Origin of the sequence: Paenibacillus sp. FSL M7-0656 (assembly GCF_038003225.1) — a bacterium.
GTDB classification, from domain to species: Bacteria; Bacillota; Bacilli; order Paenibacillales; family Paenibacillaceae; genus Paenibacillus; species Paenibacillus amylolyticus.
On sequence record NZ_JBBOOT010000001.1, the window covers coordinates 3599865 to 3619457 of the forward strand.

Annotated in this window: 14 protein-coding genes; 8 read left to right on the top strand and 6 right to left on the bottom strand. The window is 48.5% G+C overall.

Features of this window, described 5'->3' with window-relative positions; translation table 11 throughout:
- Positions 1 to 649: 649 nt before the first annotated feature.
- The gene (locus tag MHI01_RS15885; protein WP_036607378.1) at positions 650 to 2968 is read left to right on the top strand and encodes a ribonucleoside-diphosphate reductase subunit alpha; all 2319 of its coding nucleotides are present in this window, start codon (positions 650 to 652) and stop codon (positions 2966 to 2968) included.
- Positions 2969 to 3178: 210 nt separating this feature from the next.
- Positions 3179 to 4210 carry a ribonucleotide-diphosphate reductase subunit beta gene (locus MHI01_RS15890; protein WP_036607380.1) on the top strand — a complete coding sequence of 344 codons (1032 nt, stop codon included), beginning with the start codon at positions 3179 to 3181 and terminating at the stop codon, positions 4208 to 4210.
- A gap of 108 nt (positions 4211 to 4318) precedes the next feature.
- On the opposite strand, the gene MHI01_RS15895 is transcribed toward MHI01_RS15890, so the two are convergent.
- Together MHI01_RS15895 and MHI01_RS15900 are read right to left on the bottom strand one after the other, a co-directional pair.
- On the bottom strand, positions 4319 to 4714 hold the full coding sequence (locus MHI01_RS15895) for a toxin-antitoxin system TumE family protein (protein ID WP_340983579.1): 396 nt from the start codon (positions 4712 to 4714) through the stop codon (positions 4319 to 4321).
- Positions 4689 to 5402 (bottom strand): hypothetical protein, encoded by a 714-nt coding sequence (locus MHI01_RS15900; RefSeq protein ID WP_340983581.1) that lies wholly within the window; start codon positions 5400 to 5402, stop codon positions 4689 to 4691. Before MHI01_RS15900 ends, MHI01_RS15895 begins: the two co-directional genes overlap by 26 nt.
- Positions 5403 to 5614: 212 nt before the next feature.
- Between MHI01_RS15900 and MHI01_RS15905 the strand changes: the two genes are divergently transcribed.
- Together MHI01_RS15905 and MHI01_RS15910 are read left to right on the top strand one after the other, a co-directional pair.
- Positions 5615 to 6589, top strand: coding sequence for an SMI1/KNR4 family protein (locus tag MHI01_RS15905; protein WP_282319552.1), 975 nt, complete (start codon positions 5615 to 5617; stop codon positions 6587 to 6589).
- A gap of 21 nt (positions 6590 to 6610) precedes the next feature.
- Positions 6611 to 7645: a phosphotransferase family protein gene (locus tag MHI01_RS15910; protein ID WP_340983583.1), complete on the top strand. Its 1035-nt coding sequence runs from the start codon at positions 6611 to 6613 to the stop codon at positions 7643 to 7645.
- Between the two features lie 184 nt (positions 7646 to 7829).
- Here MHI01_RS15910 and MHI01_RS15915 read toward each other — a convergent pair whose 3' ends face one another.
- Together MHI01_RS15915 and fosB are read right to left on the bottom strand one after the other, a co-directional pair.
- On the bottom strand, positions 7830 to 9641 hold the full coding sequence (locus tag MHI01_RS15915; RefSeq protein WP_282319554.1) for a S9 family peptidase: 1812 nt from the start codon (positions 9639 to 9641) through the stop codon (positions 7830 to 7832).
- Positions 9642 to 9782: 141 nt separating this feature from the next.
- Positions 9783 to 10202: a metallothiol transferase FosB gene (fosB, locus tag MHI01_RS15920; RefSeq protein WP_339285298.1), complete on the bottom strand. Its 420-nt coding sequence runs from the start codon at positions 10200 to 10202 to the stop codon at positions 9783 to 9785.
- A 155-nt stretch (positions 10203 to 10357) separates the two neighbouring features.
- Between fosB and MHI01_RS15925 the strand changes: the two genes are divergently transcribed.
- From MHI01_RS15925 to MHI01_RS15940, 4 genes are all read left to right on the top strand, one after another.
- Positions 10358 to 11257 (top strand): glucose 1-dehydrogenase, encoded by a 900-nt coding sequence (locus MHI01_RS15925; protein WP_036607429.1) that lies wholly within the window; start codon positions 10358 to 10360, stop codon positions 11255 to 11257.
- A gap of 124 nt (positions 11258 to 11381) precedes the next feature.
- Positions 11382 to 12992 carry a gamma-glutamyltransferase family protein gene (locus MHI01_RS15930; RefSeq protein WP_339287074.1) on the top strand — a complete coding sequence of 537 codons (1611 nt, stop codon included), beginning with the start codon at positions 11382 to 11384 and terminating at the stop codon, positions 12990 to 12992.
- Between the two features lie 367 nt (positions 12993 to 13359).
- Positions 13360 to 14367, top strand: a complete 1008-nt coding sequence (locus MHI01_RS15935) for a BMP family lipoprotein (protein WP_340983585.1) — start codon at positions 13360 to 13362, stop codon at positions 14365 to 14367.
- Positions 14368 to 14393: 26 nt separating this feature from the next.
- Entirely contained in the window at positions 14394 to 16046 is a 1653-nt protein-coding gene (locus MHI01_RS15940) for a methyl-accepting chemotaxis protein (protein WP_339285294.1), read from the top strand.
- A gap of 967 nt (positions 16047 to 17013) precedes the next feature.
- Here MHI01_RS15940 and MHI01_RS15945 read toward each other — a convergent pair.
- On the bottom strand, positions 17014 to 18693 hold the full coding sequence (locus MHI01_RS15945) for an NAD(P)H-hydrate dehydratase (protein WP_339285292.1): 1680 nt from the start codon (positions 18691 to 18693) through the stop codon (positions 17014 to 17016).
- A 203-nt stretch (positions 18694 to 18896) separates the two neighbouring features.
- Positions 18897 to 19529, bottom strand: a complete 633-nt coding sequence (locus tag MHI01_RS15950; RefSeq protein ID WP_036607440.1) for an NAD(P)-dependent oxidoreductase — start codon at positions 19527 to 19529, stop codon at positions 18897 to 18899.
- Positions 19530 to 19593: the final 64 nt, after the last annotated feature.

Consider the following 19593-nt stretch of genomic DNA (forward strand, 5'->3'; position numbering starts at 1 on the left):
TTGGTCAAAAAATTTTTTTGATAAATCTTCAAATCTTCCAGTCCTTTTCCTTTGCGGATTCCTGGCTTAAATGGTATACTCGGAATTACGTTTTACTGTATCGGCCCACTTTACAAACACAATATGTTGGGTTACAGTATGTTGACAGCTACAAAATGTAGTAACACTAGATTTCTCCGCTTCTATTAGTCACCTTCTGCATTCTCGCGAAAAACAGGATGAAATCACCTCCAAAGGCACGTCCCTGTAGGTGTAAATCGCTTTCTCGAAACAGAGTTGACATGGAGGTTAACGGGGCTGTTTGGACTGCATCCGGTATCCTCAAACTACAGGCACATCTGCAATAGACCAAAGCTTACATAAGCACCCTTTTCTGTCGATATCCTGAACCTCTAAGACAGTAAGGAAGCCAGAGCATCCATGGGCATTTTCAGCCGCGAGGCGGGAGAATGCTTTTTATATGAGCATGTTCTGAATTGTGCTGTTTTGTGCTCCTCAAGTTGAGCGATTTAAGACATGAACTTGTCACCGCCGTTTCAGTCTGCCAAAAGCAACCTTTACCTTTTTCTCACCGTAAGACAACACTCAATTCTTTATATAAAGAATTTCTCCAATTTATATCTTTAACATGCGAAAGCGAGGAATATTCATGCCACAAGTTGTGACCAAGCCGAACAACCGCCAGCTTGCCTTTGATGATATGCGCATCTCGGTATATGCCGACCGTACTCTGGAAGGACTGGAAATGCTGGACAAGGAACGTCTTGTACGTGGGGTAAACAGCAAGCTCCGCCGTGATGAAGTTACCGGAGACGAAATCAGCAACGCTTTTATCATGAGCGCACTGGAACTGGTAACTAAAGAGGAGCCTAATTGGAAATTTGCAGCGGCACGCTCCCTGCTCACTTCCCTTTACAAAAAAGCGGCTACTAACCGCAGATACAAGTCTTACCCGGACGAGCCTTATGGCGCATTTCACCCTCTTCTTGTAGATCTCGTGAAGAAAGGTATCTACCGCGAAGAATTACTGGAATGTTACACCAAAGAACAGATCGACGAACTTGCTGAGTGCATTGACTACCGCAACGATCTGCTCTTCGATTATATCGGCTTGCTCACACTGGCAGAACGTTACCTCGCTCACGATTTTGACGGAAAAGTAATGGAATTGCCGCAAGAGCGTTACATGGTTATCGCCATGTTCCTAATGCACCAAGAGCCTGCCGAGAGACGTATGGATCTCGTCAAGGAAGCATACTGGGCCATGAGCAACATGTACATGACTGCAGCTACTCCTACGATGTCCAATGCAGGTAAAAAAGTAGCCGGTCAACTCTCCAGCTGCTTCATTGATACGGTGGACGACTCACTCGAAGGTATCTTCGATTCCAACACGGATGTAGCTCGTCTGAGCAAAATGGGGGGCGGCATCGGCGTTTACCTCGGCAAAGTCAGAGCTCGTGGTTCGGATATCCGTGGTCACCAAAATACAAGTTCCGGTGTAATCCCTTGGATTCGCCAACTAAACAATACAGCGGTCAGCGTAGACCAGCTCGGTACGCGTAAAGGTGCCATTGCCGTGTACCTGGACGTTTTCCACAAAGACATTCTGGCTTTCCTCGATCTGAAGCTGAACAACGGTGACGAGCGTATGCGTGCGCATGACGTATTCCACGGCATCTGTCTGCCTGACTTGTTCATGGAGCGGGTATCCACCCGTGGCGAATGGAGCCTGTTCTGTCCGCACGAAACAAAGAAAGTGATGGGCTGGAAGGACGAGAATGGTCGTGCACTCGGACTGGAAGATTTCTATGATGAGTCCTTTGGCGAAGGTGCCTTCCGTGATAAATACGAAGAAGCGGTGAATCACCCATTGCTGTCCCGGATTACAGTACAGGCGATTGACATCATGAAGCGTGTACTGAAATCCCAACTGGAGACAGGTACGCCATACATGTTCTACCGGGATACGGTTAACCGCTCGAATCCTAACCGTGCACACGGTATGGTATACTCCTCCAACCTGTGTACCGAAATTATGCAGAACCAGTCTGCCACTGTAATTGAAAAGGAAGAACTCGTAACCAAGGATGGACAAACTCGCATCGTGATTTCCAAAGTGCCTGGCGACTTTGTTGTCTGCAACCTGAATTCCATCCATCTGGCACGTGCTATACCTCATAATGTATTGGAGCGTCTCGTTCCAATTCAGGTGCGCATGCTGGACAACGTTATCGACATTAACAACATTGAAGTGTTGCAAGCCCAATATACCAACAGCCAATATCGCGCAGTCGGTCTGGGAACATTTGGACTTCACCACCTGCTTGCTCTCGAAGGCATTCATTGGGAGTCTGAAGAAGCTGTAACATATAACGATAATCTGTATGAAAAAATTAACTACCTGCTCGTGAAATCCAGTATGGAGCTGTCCAAAGAAAAAGGACATTATCCGAAATTCAAAGGTTCCGATTGGGAAAGTGGTCATTACTTCGACCAACGCGAGTACACATCAGGTGAGCGCGTAGGCGAGTTCGTGACAACCGAACAGTGGAAAGAACTGCAAGCCGAAGTGCGACAAAACGGTGTACGTAATGCTTGGTTGTTCGCCATTGCACCTAACGGTTCCACGTCCATTATTGCCGGTTCCACCGCTAGTATTGATCCGCTCTATGAGCTGTTATCTTATGAAGAGAAAACAACTTACAAAATTGCCAATCCGGCTCCGGATCTGTCCGAAAAAACAAGCCCTTATTACCAAACAGCGTTCCAGGTGGATCAACATGCTTCCATTAATATGGCGGCTGCCCGTCAGCGCCACGTCGATCAGGGACAAAGTTTCAACTTCTACGTTCGACCAGATATCAAAGCAACAGAATTCCTGGAATTGCATCTGCACGCCTGGAGAGCCGGCATGAAATCAACCTATTATGTTCGTAGCCGTGCATTAACGATTGAAGAATCTTGATTTTTGCGCAAGTTACGCTTTTATCCATGATAGAGAAGATTTACTAGATTCGAGGTGACCACCAGGGCATCCTGTTTTGATTGCAAAATGGCGTTGCCCTGGTTCTTTTTTACCTAAAACACGATCACAGCATCGCAAGATGTTGATATAGATGATTTCCCAAAGTTCTGTCGGCAGAACATTATGAAATTTCAAGGAGTGAACGGAACAATGCAAGTACAGAAAATTTTTAACACCGAAGCCCCTAACCAATCAACCCGTATTATTGAAGGTGAATGCTCCGGTATCCTGAACTGGAACGACATTCGTATGCCTCATATGTACAAATTGTACAAAGTACTGCTACTTAACCACTGGATCGCAGACGAGATTCCAATGTCCAAAGATGCTTCCCAGTTTGCTCAACTGGATGAAGAAGAGCAACGTACATTCAAAATCAACATCTCCCTGCTCGCGGTACTTGATTCCATGCAGACGATGTTTGTTGGTGACGTAAAACGTTACTTTACCGATTCTTCACTCGAAGCGATCTCGGCCATTATCGGACAACAGGAAGTCGTTCATAACCAATCCTACTCCTACGTCCTGTCTTCGATCGTATCTGATCGGGAGCAAAAGGAAATTTTTGAATACTGGAAACATGATCCAGTCCTGCTTGACCGTAACCGTTTCATCGCAGACATTTACCAAACATTCCGGGACGAGCCGTCTCCACAGACGTTCTTCCAAGCTATGGTAGCCGATCTGGTACTCGAAGGTATCTTCTTCTATAGTACGTTTGCCTTCTTCTACAACCTGGCCCGTGACCAGAAAATGATGGCAACCAGCCAGATGATCTCGTATATCCAGCGGGATGAAAACCAACACTGTTACTTCTTCGCTGAAGTGTACAAACAGTTGCTGGTGGACTTCCCTGAACTGAACACACCTGAGAACATGGACTACGTATACACAACCATCCATCGTGCTGTTGAGCTTGAAACCAACTGGGCACATTACACACTCAGCAACGTGCGCGGTATTGACCTGAACGAGTTGGAAGATTACATCAAGTACATCGCCAACAAACGTCTGCGTCTGATGGGTATGGAAAAAGCATATGAAGGTGTGGATGTAAACTGCATGCCTTGGATCAAACCATTCTCCGATGAAGCTCTGAATGCAACCAAAACAGACTTCTTCGAAGCTAAATCCCGTAACTACGGTAAAGTTGGCGACGATAACGGATTTGACGATTTGTAATAAAGAATAGATTATAAAAACAACACTCCCTGAACTGTGGCTATAATGCCTAAGTTCAGGGAGTGTTGTTTAATTCGTATGTACAAACATCATATCAGCGTTGAACTATTATAATTTAATAGAGATATTTCTTAATCTAATAAATTCAAGAATCGTATATAATTCTTGAAATTTTTCATTATTCAATCTTCTCTCATTTACCGTATGAATATGAAACGGGTCATACATCGTAATATTAGCAGGTGTTTCATCAGGATGATAATGAGCATGGAATTTCATAATCAACTCTTTTTGATCATCATACCAATATAACTCGATGAATCCCCCGTTTCGATCTATCTCCTCTACACAGTACATCTTCGATAAATCATTAAAGACAATTGTTTTACGAATAGTTCTAGCACTGCTTGGAAGACCCTGGGCACCATCTCGAATCTCCATAATAATATCTGAAAAATCATTCTCAATAAAACGAAAATTACTTTTCGGTATCTTTAAAGCCAAGACGCTGCCTCCCCAAATGGTGTTTCCAAACTTGTGCATCGGTTTCTTCTTCAGGTGTTAAGTTCAATTTAGTTCCGAGTGTCCGTTCGAATTCCCCTTTGTATTTATCTTCATATAAGGCAATTTGCCCTGTGTGGTAATCCAGGTCACTGACTTCTATTGTGGATTGGCGTTCTGCCTCTTCCTTTTTCCACATAGTCACAATCTCTTTAATCGTCGTTCTCTTACCTGATCCATATACATATGTAGTATCGTCTGGGATGAGATTATGTTTGTTGGACCCGGCTCTTTGAATCCCCATAAAACGGCCTTGATCAATCCAGTTAAAAATCGTCGTAATACTCACTCCAAAAAATATAGATAATTCTTTAGGAGTATAAGAATGTACAACTTCAATAGAAGGAATAGAAGGAACACCACTGTGAATTCCTGTCGGTACATCCACTGCTTGACTTAACGCATGTTTGAGAAGAGTAACATACTTTTCTCTAAAAATATCAGCATCTTCAAAGATAGATTCATCCAGGTTACGAACAAATTCAGCATTATTTCTGACTGCAAGTGCCAGCACTTTGAACAGTAAAATACTATTATCCGAATTACTCAAGCTCTGAACTAACTCAGAAGCAATCTCATCCGTGTTCTGACTAAATATATTCTTCTCAACTCTTGTGATTCCCATATCCATCTCACCTCACACTCCTAGTATAGGATAGTAAAGTTTAACTTTCAACATCATACTTAAACAAAGTTAAACACAAATTAAACTTTATAGATCAAACTTAAAGTATACTTAAACAGTATGCTACGAAGAGCTTGATTTATACATTCTCCTACCAACACACACTTATTATATAATGAAAGAGATTCATACCCCTCCTACGGAAGTGAGGCCTATTCATGGAAAGAGAACTGCTGGAACAAATTAACTTGTGGCATGAGCAGGACCAATTCAGTCTCATTATTGAACATATTGAACGAATCCCCGTCTCAGATCGGGATTATGATCTGATTGGTCAACTCGCCAGAGCCTATAACAATGACGCACGTTACCGCGAAGCCATTCAACATTTGTTGTCTGTCCAGGAGCAAGGGGTAAGCGACCCTCTCTGGCAATACCGCTTGGGTTATGCATACTGTCATATAGCGAGTTATGAACAGGCACTACTGGCTTTTGAGAGAGCTGATGAACTTCTGCCCCATGATGAATCTACCCTTGAATTCCTTCGCGAGATTCGTCCCGAAGCGGACAAGATGCGTCAAGATCGCCAGCGTCATGAAGAGGAACTTGCCGCATTCGAGCAGAGCGGTATACAGAACCATCTAAGAGCCGCTTCAGGGACTTATGATCCCGCAACGTTCTGGGTACAGAGTGATTATGCGCAGGACAATCATGTATCAGAACCTTTTGATGAAGAAGAGATTTTGACTATTGAGAAAGAATTGGGTTACAAGCTGCCCGCTTCCTATATTCAACTGATGAATACGCAAAACGGCGGTATCCCTGCGCTCACTGTATTTCCCACCAAAGAAGCGACTTCCTGGGCTGAGGATCACATTGCCATTTCAAGCATTATGGGAATTGGACACGATAAAATATACGCACTCGCTGGTGAGCTGGGAAGTCGGTTCATGATCGAGGATTGGGGATACCCCGACCTGGGGATTGTGATCTGTGATTGTCCATCCGCTGGTCATGATGTTGTTATGCTGGATTATCGCTTCTGTGGCCCTGAAGGTGAACCCTGTGTAGTTCATGTCGATCAGGAAAATGATTATGAGATTACATATCTTGCGCCCAATTTTGAAGCTTTCATCCGTGGATTGGTCGATGAGGATACGTATGACCTGTCTGACGAAGAGAATGAGGACTAACACCCAGGAGGGTCTGGCCATATGACAACCCGTATATATTTTGGTTCCAATCAACTTGGCGAAGTGGCCGCAGTTTTATTACAGGATGCGCTGAATGAGCTTGACCTGGGAACTCTTGAAGATTATCGACGAACGGATAAAGGTGTTATGGGTCAGACACTGCTCATTCGCTCTTCCCGTGGAGAGTATATTCTAAAAGGCAATCCTTTATATGCAGGACAGTTACAGGAAGAAAAATTCTTTGTAGAACAACTGGCAAAACATACGTCCATTCCTGTCCCTGATCCATATTTATTACATGAAGATACCCATCTGATAGGCTGGAGTTATGCCATAATGCCACGCCTGCCCGGGAATCACCTGTATGATCCAGCATTCCAGGCTTCACTGTCACAGCAAGATCAGGAAGAGATCGCCTGTATGTTTGCCCATACTTTGGCTGAACTGCACCGCTGGAAGGTGCCTGATGCCGGGGAATATGATCCTGTAGCACAGCAGATTGTTTCCTTTGCAGGCGATTATCTGGACTGGTTGTACGGAACCATTCGTCACTGGTTACATGATGCTGAACAGTACTCGGTGATTACGGATGAAGATGTTCAATGGGTGGACGAGCAATTCAAGAATGCTGAACCGGCATTTCGGTCCAGAGCTGTTCCGTGTTTTGTTATGGGAGACTTCAAGGTCGAGAATATTCTGATTCAAAATCTGGACGGCCGTTCTTCAGGGTGGCAGATTAGTGGTTTGTTCGATTTTACAACGGCCTATTTCGGAGACGGAACAGCCGACCTCACCAAAATATCCACCAGGTATGTTCGTGAGGGTCAACCAGAACTGGCCGCGCAGTTCCTTCGCTGCTACCGTGATCTGGTCTGTGCAGCAGATGAGGAGAAATGCCAACACTTCCGCACACGTCTCCGCATGCATCTGCTCTATCAACGTATCTTGTGGTGGGGGGAAGCCAACGCCACAGGACAAGTGACTTGGGCAGCCGACCTGCCTTTTGCACAGTGGGCGCAGCAGTCCATTAATTCGATTGTCGCATTGTTAGATTAGTAGATTAGTTAGTAGATTTGGACAGGTCGCTCAATGGATAGCGGCCTTCCAAACTAACGTATGTATCGTTCCATACATAGCGCCCAACATGCGGGCGCACGTATAAAACCGCCAGAGATCATCCTTGATCTTTGGCGGTTTTCCTCATCTCACTATATTTAAGTCAACGATGGAATCTCTCAACTTAAGCTTGTGCGACGGGAGATTCCTGATGTTTCTGCAAAAACTCCAGCATCCGGCGGTACACGAGAATCTCGTTTGTCTTCCTGGAGAAGCCATGACCCTCATCATCCAAAACGATGTATTCCACATCAAGTCCCTTGGACTGGAGCGCAGCCACGATCTGATCGGATTCGGCCTTCACGACCCTTGGATCATTAGCACCCTGAATGACCAGCATTGGATTCACCATCTGATCGAGATACGTAATCGGTGAATCCTTCGTTAAACGTTCGCGGTCACGGACCGGATCACCCAGCCAGTTATCCATCATCGGTTTCCAGTCTTCCGGTACGGATTCCAGGAATGTGAACAAGTTACTTGGCCCAAAAATATCGACCGCTGCCCGAAACAGTTCCGGATGGCGACCTGCCAATAACAGGGTCATATATCCCCCATAACTTCCACCTACCACAAACAACCGCTCTGGCGAGGTAATCCCCTGATCAAACAACCAGTTGATGCCGGCAACACAGTCCAGTCTTGGGCCTTCTCCCCAATCCCGCTCAACCAATTTGACGAATTCCGCACCATACCCGGTACTGCCCCGGAAGTTAGGTGCAAAGATATGATAGCCCTGAGCGAGCATCATCTGGAACATCGGCCGAAAAAACTTTGCTTCGGAAGATTGCGGCCCACCATGAGGCCAAAATACGGTGTAACCATTGGCCTGCTCTGGTTTTGCTTTGAACAAGAGAGCTTCAATCTCCAGTCCGTCGTAGGAGTTATACTGAATAACGTCAGGGTACACGAGATCACTTGGGTCCAGTCCGGTTACCCGATTGGCAGTCAGCGGCTCCCAGGACTCAGCACCTGCTATTTTGCGATAAATGTTATGCGGTTGGATCGCTCCACGTCCGAGGATATACACATTGCCAGCCTTTGTAACGTTCACCTGCTCTATCGTATCCAGCGGCATCTCTATGCGCCGAGGCTCATCGGCATTTTTGCCCAATACGTACATACGATTCTCCGGCCCTGTAAGTGTCCAGAAATATAAGGTCTCGGAAGCCTGATGCCAGCGGATAAAATCCACATCTTCCCCTTCGATTCTGCACAATAAGCGGAATTCGCGGGTATCGATACGGTATTCAGCCACATAGGCGTATGCGGAGTCATCATTGGTAATGAACAGAAGACGATTATCATCTGCAAAAATCAGATCAGATACCTGACTATAACGTTCTGAAGCTGGCAGAATAACCATTTCTTCATTGTTACGATACAGATGCGCCGTCTGATACGTATTGGAGTACATTTTTAAAATAACATAACTCTTCTCGTCAGGACTTACAGCAACCAGGCTGCTCGTAACCTCTTCTCCACTGTATAACAGTTCATCTTCCCCTGTCTCCAGATCGATGCGGCGTGAATTCAGATAATTCGGATTACCCGCGCTGGTAACATAATAGAGACGCTGTCCATCCTCGGACAACTCAGCGAAATAACAGCGATCATTCGGTTCTGCCGGAACCACAGGCAGTGGAACACCACCCTCGGGTGGAAGTGCATACAGATGATAGTTCTCATCTCCATCCCGATCAAACGCGGTAAGCAGATGACGTCCTTGCGGGTCTGCTTTGATAAATTGACTGCTCTGATTCAAGTACGTTAAAGGATACGGGTATCCTCCAGGCAAATCCATCGCCCAAATATTCGGCTGACCGTTCAGATTGCTGTCCATGAACAAACGTTTCTCGTCTGCCGATACGGCAAAATGTGAAATACGGTACGTCTGAAAATATTGCTCGACATCCGGTTTAGGGAACTGAATCATGACAAACCTCCTTGGAATTGAACCAACGAATTTAACATTGGTAAATTAAGGTACCATTTGTCCATATTATAGGTAATTCCAATGTTTAGACAATAGATATGTGAGTTATAATTCCAGATTTTCTCGATTTGCACATGAAACTCATGTATAAAAGGTCATATGATCTTTGTCTTCGCGATAATAATCCAGCCTTTGCTTCATCGTACCTGTATGCAGTTCAAACAAATGACCATCCGGATCGGTAAAATAAACGGATAATGCATCCCGCGGATCTCTTAGCCTTCCGGGAAGAATGTCAGCACCCGCTGCTCGCAGCTGCTGCACAGACGCGTCGAACTCCTCTTCTGTAACGGTAAATGCAATATGGGTATAGGTTCGTTCCGTATAGTTGCGAATAACATCCTCCTGATTCAGGGCAATCCACAGACCGGCAAGCTCAAAATAAGCCAGTTTGCGTCCTTTCACCTGAATTTGGGCACCGAGAGCCTGCTCATAAAAGGTAATGGCCCGCTCCAGATTGGATACGGAAAAACACAAATGATTAATTCCTTGAATATTCATGTGGCTCCTGACACCTCCATCGATTTAAGGATCTATCCTTATTATGGTATATTCTGTGCAAAAAACAACCGCTCTGCTGTTTCCCCCCGCACCTTCTTCTGGGCGAATGCATAGGTTATCCGTATCAATGAACGTTCGAGGAGGATGTAAAGCGAATGAATCCTGTCTATCCTTTTTATGGTGAGAAAACGGTATGCAAGGAGCAAAAGCTGGCATTTCCACCCCAGCATCAGGACCAGCAACCCGGTCTGGAAACCCTGATGGTGCCTGAACCGATCAGTGAAGATCCTGCCTATATCGGTAGCTGCAAACTCCAAGGTAAAGTTGCCATTATTACGGGTGGTGACAGTGGAATCGGCCGGGCGGCCGCCATCGCTTTTGCCAAGGAAGGTGCGGATATCGTCATTGCTTATCTATATGAACGGACAGATGCCGAAAGGACTCGTGAACGGATCGAAGAACTGGGACAGCGCTGTCTCTTAATCGAGATTGATCTCCGCTTAAAGAAAAACTGTGAAGCCGTCATTCGCACAACCATGGAAACCTACGGAAAGATCGATATTCTGGTCAACAATCATGGCGTACAGTATGTGCAGCCAAGCATCGTTGATATTACAGAAGAACAGCTGTATCACACCTTTCAGACCAATGTGTTCGCCTATTTCTTTCTGATTCAGGCCGCTCTCCCCCATCTGTGCAGAGGTGCCTCCATTATCAATACAGCTTCCATTACAGCATATAAAGGTAATACCCAACTGATCGACTACTCTTCTACCAAAGGAGCCGTTGTATCGCTGACTCGTGTACTCGCCCAATCGCTCGCTGCACAGGGAATCCGTGTGAATTCCGTCGCCCCGGGACCCATCTGGACGCCGCTCATCCCTGCCAGTTTCTCCGCTGAGGATGTACAGGTATTTGGAACAGATACGCCCATGGGTCGAGCTGGTCAGCCTTACGAACTGGCGGCAGCCTACGTTTATCTCGCTTCCCGCGATTCATCCTACGTCACAGGTGAATGCATTCATGTAAATGGCGGCGATATGGTAACGACATAAACTGATGTCAGGTTGGATTTGGCAGGTGTGGCAGGATATCGGTTGTCCAGTTGCGAAGAGGGTTAGGAGTATGATCCGGTTATGCCGGAGCCTGACATCTAGCGACAAGGAGCTGAACAACCTGATGAACTTCGATCCACTCTACCAACCGTATCCCTCTTACCGCGTGCCTGTGTATGCGAAACAAGGCATGGTCGCCACGTCTCAACCACTGGCTGCACAAGCCGGTCTGGATGTATTGAAAAAAGGCGGCAATGCCATCGATGCCGCCATTGCAACTGCGGCAGCCCTCACGGTGCTGGAGCCAACGTCCAATGGCATTGGAGGCGATGCTTTTGCCCTCGTCTGGACCGAGGGCAAACTGCATGGCCTGAATGCCAGCGGCCCTGCGCCTCAGAGCATATCCATTGAGGCGCTTCAAGCGGCAGGCCATACGGAGATGCCGAAGCTCGGGGTTGTTCCGGTGACGGTGCCTGGCGCACCGGCGGGTTGGGCTGAGCTGAGCCGCCGTTTTGGGCGACTCACGCTGGCGGAAGCGCTGGAACCGGCCATCCGCTATGCGGAGGAAGGTTATCCGCTTGCGCCTGGGCTGGCCCGCCACTGGGCAAGGGCAGCCGAGATCTATGCACGCCAGGGTGATGCGGAGGCAGGGCGTGCGTGGTTTGAGACATTTGCTCCAGGCGGGCGTGTACCCGCAGCTGGAGAGATGTGGCGCTCGCCGGATCATGCGGCGACTTTGCGCCAGATTGGCGAGAGCGAAGCGCGAGACTTTTACGAAGGAGAACTGGCAGAGCGCATTCATTCCTTTATGGCAGAGCACGGTGGTTATCTGACTCGCGAAGATCTGAAGGCTTTTCAGCCGGAGTGGGTTGATCCCATCTCCGTCTCCTATCGTGGCTACGATGTATGGGAGATTCCGCCGAATGGACAAGGATTGATTGCTCTCGCGGCGCTTAATCTCCTGAAGGGATATGATTTTGACGAGAAAGAATCCGTTCTGGCATATCATCGGCAACTTGAAGCTATGAAGCTGGCATTTGCCGACGGGGAGAAATATATTACTGAAGAACGCAAAATGGGTGTGACGGTGGAGGAACTCCTGTCCGAGGCATACGCGGAAGAACGGCGCAAACTCATTGGTGATACCGCACGAGCACCTGAGGCAGGTGATCCACGAGCAAGCGGAACGGTCTATCTGGCTACGGCGGACGGTGAAGGCAATATGGTTTCCTTTATCCAGAGTAATTATATGGGCTTCGGGTCTGGGCTCGTTGTTCCGGGAACAGGCATTGCTTTGCAGAATCGCGGACATAACTTCTCACTGGACCCTAATCATGCGAACGCCCTGGAGCCAGGCAAACGAACGTATCACACGATCATTCCGGGGTTCCTCACCCGTGGCAGCGAAGCGGTTGGGCCATTCGGTGTCATGGGTGGTTTCATGCAACCGCAAGGTCATGTGCAGGTGGTTATGAATACGATCGATTATCACCTGAACCCACAGGCCGCCTTGGATTCTCCGCGCTGGCAGTGGACGAAGGGCAAAACAATTCTCGTGGAACCGGGTTTCCCGCAGCATATTGCACAGGCACTCGCCCGCAAAGGACATGATATTCAAGTGGCACTCGATCCATCCCAGTTTGGACGCGGTCAGATCATCTGGCGCAACCCGGACAATGGCGTATTATGCGGGGGTACGGAAACCCGAGCGGATGGCTCGATTGCGGCTTGGTAAAACTCGCGTCATTTTTATAATAGGATGATCACCTTATCATCCGTATAGGGTGAAATTTTAAGGCACAACAGAGATGATTCATGTCATCTCTGTTGTGTCTTTTTTCGACTTCTAACATCAGTAAACAACATACTGTAGATATTTATGTACCCTTTTAACCAGAGAAATGTAAAAATAATGTGTAATTCATGAAAAATACTTATTTTTTCGTAAATTTTCACTACATACCATAAATCACAGTGCCTTTCTGACCGATATAGATAAAGGGAAATCCTCACCATACGTGTCATCATGCACACGTACTTCCCTGGAGCTAAGGAATCACGCAAAACAGAAAAATGCGACTACAGAAATGAGGGTACCACACATGAAAACAAACAAGAACAGACGCGCAGGTCTAGGTCTCACCCTAATGATGATCCTGACGGTACTGATCCTGGGGGCATGTTCAGCCAACAATACAACAACGGCAACAGACACAAGAACAAAGGTTGGGATCGTGCTTACGGAAGTGGGTCTGGGTGACCGTTCTTTTAATGATGCTGCTTTTGATGGACTGGTTCAGGCCAGAAATGAGAAAAGCATTGTCTTTGACTATCGTGAACCGGGCGACAATGCCGAAGCTGCATTTGAAGAGTTTGCGCAAACCAAATTCGATCTGGTTATCGGCCTGAGTGATGCTATCCAAGCGGATATGGAGAAAGTTGCAGCCAAATATCCTGACCAGCAGTTCCTCATGATTGACAGTCAGTCCGAACTGCCTAACATTGCCTCCATTTCATTCCGGGCGGAAGAAGGAAGTTATCTGGCAGGTGTTATTGCCGCTATGGCTTCAACGGAAGATCATGTTGGCTTCCTTGGTGGAATAGAGATACCGGTCCTTCGTAATTTCGAGCAGGGTTTTAAACAAGGTGTTCTGGCTGTCAAGCCGAATGCAACCGTTGATGTCGTCTACGCAGGGGACTTTGGCAATGCCGAGCTGGGTGAACAACTGGCTACAGAGATGATTCAGGAAAAGGGCGCTGACGTGATCTACGTTGCTGCCGGTCTCACAGGCGTAGGCGCACTGACGGAGATTCAGAAATTAGGGAAATACGCCATCGGTGTAGATACCGATCAATTCTTTTTAGCAGAAAAATCCATTCTTACGTCCATGCTGAAAAATGTGGATGTCTCTATCTATAATGCCGTTAACACGTTTGTTCAAAACAATCATACCTTCCCTCAAAAGGAAATCGTGGAGGGGCTGGCGGAGAACGCCGTGGGTCTGACTGATCTACATAATATCACGCTCAGTGATGAACAACAGCAAACCTTCGAAGATCTGAAGGCAAAGATCTCTTCCGGTCAAATCAAAATTACGCTTGATCAATAACCCATCGGATACAAGGAGGTACGCACATGAAACTACAGGGAAAACTGATACTTAATGCTCTAATTTCACTACTTCTATGCCTTGTGCTAGTCGCTTATATTATCATGCAATTGCTCAACATGAATGCCAAAAATCAAAATCTGGTACCAGCCATGCTCAAGGTGAGTGAACTGAACGCCAATCAGATTCAGACCCAGCAGGCGCTGGATGTCTACTCGTTCTCCATGACAGCAGGAAACCAGGACGCCGTACTTCGCTTGCTGGATGAAGGTCAAACGATGATTCAGGAACTTACGGACGGATTGCTCGAAACAGATCAGCAGTTACAACTTATTCAGTCCATCGAGACAAAATTAGAAGCTCTCAACCAGGGAGCCACCGAAGCGATGAGTGCGATGAACAGTGCGGAAGCGAAACGTTACAGCACTCGGGTTCGGGGCATACAGAATGATATCTATTCGTTGGATGAGATGACTCGGGATCGTTATGATCAATATACCGTCGATTTGGAACGTGACATTCAGCAAACGTGGCAAACCGCTCTGGTAGGAGCCATCGTATTGCTTGTCGCCGTAATGCTGTTTAATATGTATACTTCACGTCAGATCGCCAAGCGTATTCGAACACTCAAAGACGCTGCGGGACAAATTGCGGACGGTGACCTAACCGGACAATTACCGGAATCTCGGGGCAAAGATGAACTCGATGACCTGAGTCGCTCCTTCGGTATCATGACTCATAATATCCGCGGCATTATTCAGTCGATTGGTGAAGCGGGTCATCGTGTCGATCTGATGGCGCAAGATATTGACCGTGGTAATGATACAGCCCAAGCGATTGTGCAGCAAGTATCCCGCACCACGGAGGAACTCTCGATTGGCAGTCAAAAAATTGCCGAGGATCTGAGTGAAACAGTGATGGTTGTGGACAAAATGCAGTCTACCTTCAATAGCAATCTCGAGTCCACTTCCCAATCGGTAATCGATGGTCGTGAAGTATTAACTACCGTTGAGGAAGGTAATAAGGCTGTAGCGGAGCAACTCCGCTTGGCCGAAGTGAATCGTACGGCGATGGCCGAGGTAGAACAAACGGTGCGGGAACTGGAAGAAAGCGCGGTTCGAATCACTACGATGACGACATATGTATCGGAGATTGCCAAACAAACAACCATGCTCTCGTTAAATGCCTCCATAGAGGCTGCTCGCGCTGGAGAAGCTGGACGTGGCTTCGCTGTTGTTGCGGGCGAGGTGAACAAACTCGCCGAACAATCTGCGCAATCGGTCAAACATATCTATGCGGCTGTGGGCGAGATCACAACCTCCATGGACAAGGTGAAGAACTCTGTAGCACAAAGCATGCAGCTATTCGGCGAACAGGAACAAGCCACTGGCCAGACTCGCGAATCTTTCTCTGCCATTCGTGAAAGTGTGGAGCGCATTAGTACGGGTATCCATCAGCTTGCTGAGGACATGCAACACTCCAATGAACTGAGTACACAGGTGCAACAGGCCATCGAAAATATCAGTGCCATCACCGAGCAGTCGGCTGCCAGCAGTGAAGAGATCACCGCCTCCACGTCGGAACAACAACGTTCCTTCGCTGATGCAAGTATCAAGGTGAAGTCATTGCGTGATATTAGTGCAGAGATGCATCAGGAACTGCTGCGATTCCGGCTGTAAGCAGGATGCCGCGAGAACTTGGGCCAGACGTAGGTCGGATGTCGTTTAGATGCAGGTTAGATGCAGGTTATAGGCAAGTTATGGTCAGGTTATAGCCAAGCCAAGATCAGGTAGCGTGAACATACAAACAAACAAATAAAGGGGAGCCTCCGTCATGAACCATGACAGGGCTCCCCTTTTCAGTAACTAATCGGTGTTTCATCCAACCATTAATTCGTTTCAAAGATATGAAAGTATATAGATTGAACTAAACATTTACACAAAACAGAGAAGACAGAAAGAACCTGAAAAAGCGGAGCTAAAAGTTGTCTGAAAGAAGCTATTTCGGAAGCATAGGCTTCGCCTAAAAGCTTCTTGAAAGAAAGCTGCTTCGGAAGCATAGGCTTCGCCTAAGAGCTTTTTGAAAGAAAGCTGCTTCGGAAGCATACGCTTTCCCGGATTTCCTAATTTATAAAAAACTGGGGATAACAGCGATCGGAAGGTTGTTCTGTCACCGGAGTGTCCCGTGTAAATATTCTTTAGTTCAACTTATATAGATAATAAGACATCAGCATTTCAGATCCAAACGTTTAACGAACCGTGCAAACCTTATTGGGCCATTAATTGCAGATTATAAAATCTAACGAATCTCAGGCATTCTATTCCCTAATTTAGTCCGGTTTTTCAGGTGTTTTATCTGAAATACACAGAAATAACGTGGATGAGGTTCGTTAGCTTTTGCTCCTCGATGTAAACCGTGGTATAAGGTGTATCAGGTTCGTTAGGGCACTGGGAATTGGGTAGTGAGTACTGAGCAATGGACAATGGGCATCGGGCATTGATCATTTAGCATTGAGCAATGGACATCGTGCACTCATCTACTTTTGATGCGCTGGTGCGCTAGTTCGTTGGATCACTTGCAGTTTAGAAATGATTAGTCATAGGCAGTAACCCAAAACCATGAGCTTGTCCCACACCTGCCCCATCCTCACAGTGCGTCGATGATGTCTCCGGCCAGCAGGGACGATGGGTCACCGCGCAGCAGTGCTGCACGTTCAGCGGCCTGTCCGTGAAGATATACGCCGAACGTGGCGGCTTGCTCCGCGCTGAGCCCTTGGGCAAGCAGACCGGCGATGATGCCGGTCAATACGTCTCCGGCACCGCCAGTCGCCATGCCGGCGTGCCCGGTGGTGTTGATGTACGCCTCGCCGGACGGCGTTGCGATGACCGTTCGTGCTCCTTTGAGCACAAGGGTCATGCCCTGCTCGCGGGCGTATTTTGCAGCGTGCCCAATGCGGTCACGCTGCACTTCTTGGGTCGACATGCCCAGCAGTCGGCCCATCTCGCCAGGGTGCGGCGTCAGGATTGTCGCCGCACTTCGCTGGCCCCAGTCGCGAGGCCCATGTGGGCCAGCGTCTGCCAGCATGTTGAGGGCGTCCGCGTCGATGACGAGCGGACGATCCGTATGTTGCCACAGACGGCGCAGCCAGTCTGTGTCGCCCTGGAAGCGGCCAAGGCCTGGGCCGGTCGCGAGCACGTCGCGGCTCTCTGCGAGACGCAGCACGGCGTCGGCGGAAGCCGCGTTCCATTCGCCGCTGTCGCCATCGGAGGCGGCAGCAAGCATGAGCTCGGGCACGGTGCCGATGACATACGGCAGCAGTGCCGCGGGCAGCGCCCATGTAGCGAGCCCGCAGCCTGCGCGCAGCGCGGCCTTGGCCGAGAGCAGGCCAGCGCCGCTCATCGGCAGACTTCCTGCGGCCAGCAACACGTGGCCGTAGGTGCCCTTGTGGCCGTCCGGTGCCCGGAGACGGCCTATATCCACGCGCAGCGCACCGCGCAACACCTCGTCCGTCAGCAGACGGACCGAGGGGCCATGCTCTGGCGCAAGCCGCGCGGGAATGCCGATGGCGCGCACCACAATGCGCCCCGCGGCAGAAGCGCCCGGGTACTGCACCAGCCCGCGCTTAAGCAGCGCGAGACATACGGTCACCCGAGCTTGAATGCAGGGCTTGTACACCTCTCCGGTGTCGGCGTTCAGCCCGCTCGGCACATCCGCGGACACGACCGGCTTGCCGCTGTCGTTCGCCGCCTCAATCAACGCCGCGTAATCTCCCCGCGGCGCCCCCCGCGAGCCGGTGCCCAGCAGCGCATCCATGATGCCTGTGCACCGGCTGAAGTCCACGGCTTCGCGCCCGTGGACAAGAGCAGGGATGCCAAGCTTCGCGGCGGCATCCCGTTGCACTGCGGCTTCGCCCCGCAGTGCATCAGGGGCATCGGCGTAGACCAATGTCACGCCAAGCCCTGCTTCAACCAAATGGCGCGCGGCAACCAGCCCATCGCCGCCATTATTGCCCTTACCGATCAGCATGTACCACAGCTGATCTCCCGGGCGCTCCATCACCAGCGCCGGATCGGCGATGATGTCGCCACCATAACCTTGCCGATCACCGGGCCCGGTGTGTGCCCGCCTATCATCTGTCTTGCTGCTATAGCCAAGCTGCCCTGAATCCGCAAGCCAACCTTCTGCCTGCCCTTCCCGGCACAGCTTGATGACTTCCTCGGCTATGGCGCGGCCTGCATTCTCCATTAGACTAGCAGCAGGAATACCCAGCTTATGAATGGTATACTCGTCCACAGCTCTCATCTGTTCAGCGGTTACGATAAACAACGTTCATCCCTCCCCGTGACAAGCTCATCTCATACTTAAAAGTAGCAACTTTGCACCTAAACGCTGCATCTTATATGTGTATCGCTATCTTTCCTCTTACCTCATCCAGTTACCGCGATCCACTCGATACATCATCGAAAAATCTATCGATCCCGTGTACGAGACCTTCAGATTAAATTATCCATTCCAAAGCCTGTCTACGCTTAATAACCTACCGTAAACCGAGCTTGGATAAATTGCGGGTCGTCCAGTTCGTCCACCAAAGCCGCTGCAAAATCGCCAACGGAAATCGAGCTTTCCCCGATATCATCCGTAATCACCCGGTTCATGCCAACCCGGAACTGGCCGGTGCGACGTCCTGTTGTGATTGTCGCAGCAGGGCTCATGTAGGTCCAGTGAATACCCGATGCTTCAATCAGGTCATATGCTTCTGCATGGGCTTTTGCCAGTGGTTTGACTTCTTCCGGGAATCCCGGCGTATCCATCAGCATATCACCAGAATCAGTTAGCAAACTTCCTGCTCCACCAACTACAACCAGACGTCCTGCTTTTGCCCGGCGCACACCCTCGATCAACGAACGCGTCACTTCCAGCATCTCTTCTTCTCCACCAAACTTCGGTCCATATGCACTCACAACCACTTCTTGACCCGCTGCAAAATCAGCCACCTGATCCGGGTTAAGCAGATCTCCCTGTTCTACACGCAAACGCTCATGAACCATCTCAACCTTCGAAGGGTCACGCACCACCGCTGTCACTTCATGCCCACGATCCATCAGCTCCCACAGAATCATCTTGCCAATCGCTCCGGTTGCTCCAAAAATGGCTACTTTCATATGAATTCCCTCTTTTCTGTAGATATCATCTTGTCAACTTACCGTTATTTTAATACTTAATCCT

Excerpts from the sequence above, each read along its gene's own strand:
- MHI01_RS15885 (WP_036607378.1), top strand. The coding sequence starts at position 650 with ATGCCACAAGTTGTGACCAAGCCGAACAACCGCCAGCTTGCCTTTGAT.
- MHI01_RS15890 (WP_036607380.1), top strand. The coding sequence starts at position 3,179 with ATGCAAGTACAGAAAATTTTTAACACCGAAGCCCCTAACCAATCAACC.
- MHI01_RS15900 (WP_340983581.1), bottom strand. The coding sequence starts at position 5,402 with ATGGATATGGGAATCACAAGAGTTGAGAAGAATATATTTAGTCAGAAC.
- MHI01_RS15905 (WP_282319552.1), top strand. The coding sequence starts at position 5,615 with ATGGAAAGAGAACTGCTGGAACAAATTAACTTGTGGCATGAGCAGGAC.
- MHI01_RS15910 (WP_340983583.1), top strand. The coding sequence starts at position 6,611 with ATGACAACCCGTATATATTTTGGTTCCAATCAACTTGGCGAAGTGGCC.
- MHI01_RS15915 (WP_282319554.1), bottom strand. The coding sequence starts at position 9,641 with ATGATTCAGTTCCCTAAACCGGATGTCGAGCAATATTTTCAGACGTAC.
- fosB (WP_339285298.1), bottom strand. The coding sequence starts at position 10,202 with ATGAATATTCAAGGAATTAATCATTTGTGTTTTTCCGTATCCAATCTG.
- MHI01_RS15925 (WP_036607429.1), top strand. The coding sequence starts at position 10,358 with ATGAATCCTGTCTATCCTTTTTATGGTGAGAAAACGGTATGCAAGGAG.
- MHI01_RS15930 (WP_339287074.1), top strand. The coding sequence starts at position 11,382 with ATGAACTTCGATCCACTCTACCAACCGTATCCCTCTTACCGCGTGCCT.
- MHI01_RS15935 (WP_340983585.1), top strand. The coding sequence starts at position 13,360 with ATGAAAACAAACAAGAACAGACGCGCAGGTCTAGGTCTCACCCTAATG.
- MHI01_RS15940 (WP_339285294.1), top strand. The coding sequence starts at position 14,394 with ATGAAACTACAGGGAAAACTGATACTTAATGCTCTAATTTCACTACTT.
- MHI01_RS15950 (WP_036607440.1), bottom strand. The coding sequence starts at position 19,529 with ATGAAAGTAGCCATTTTTGGAGCAACCGGAGCGATTGGCAAGATGATT.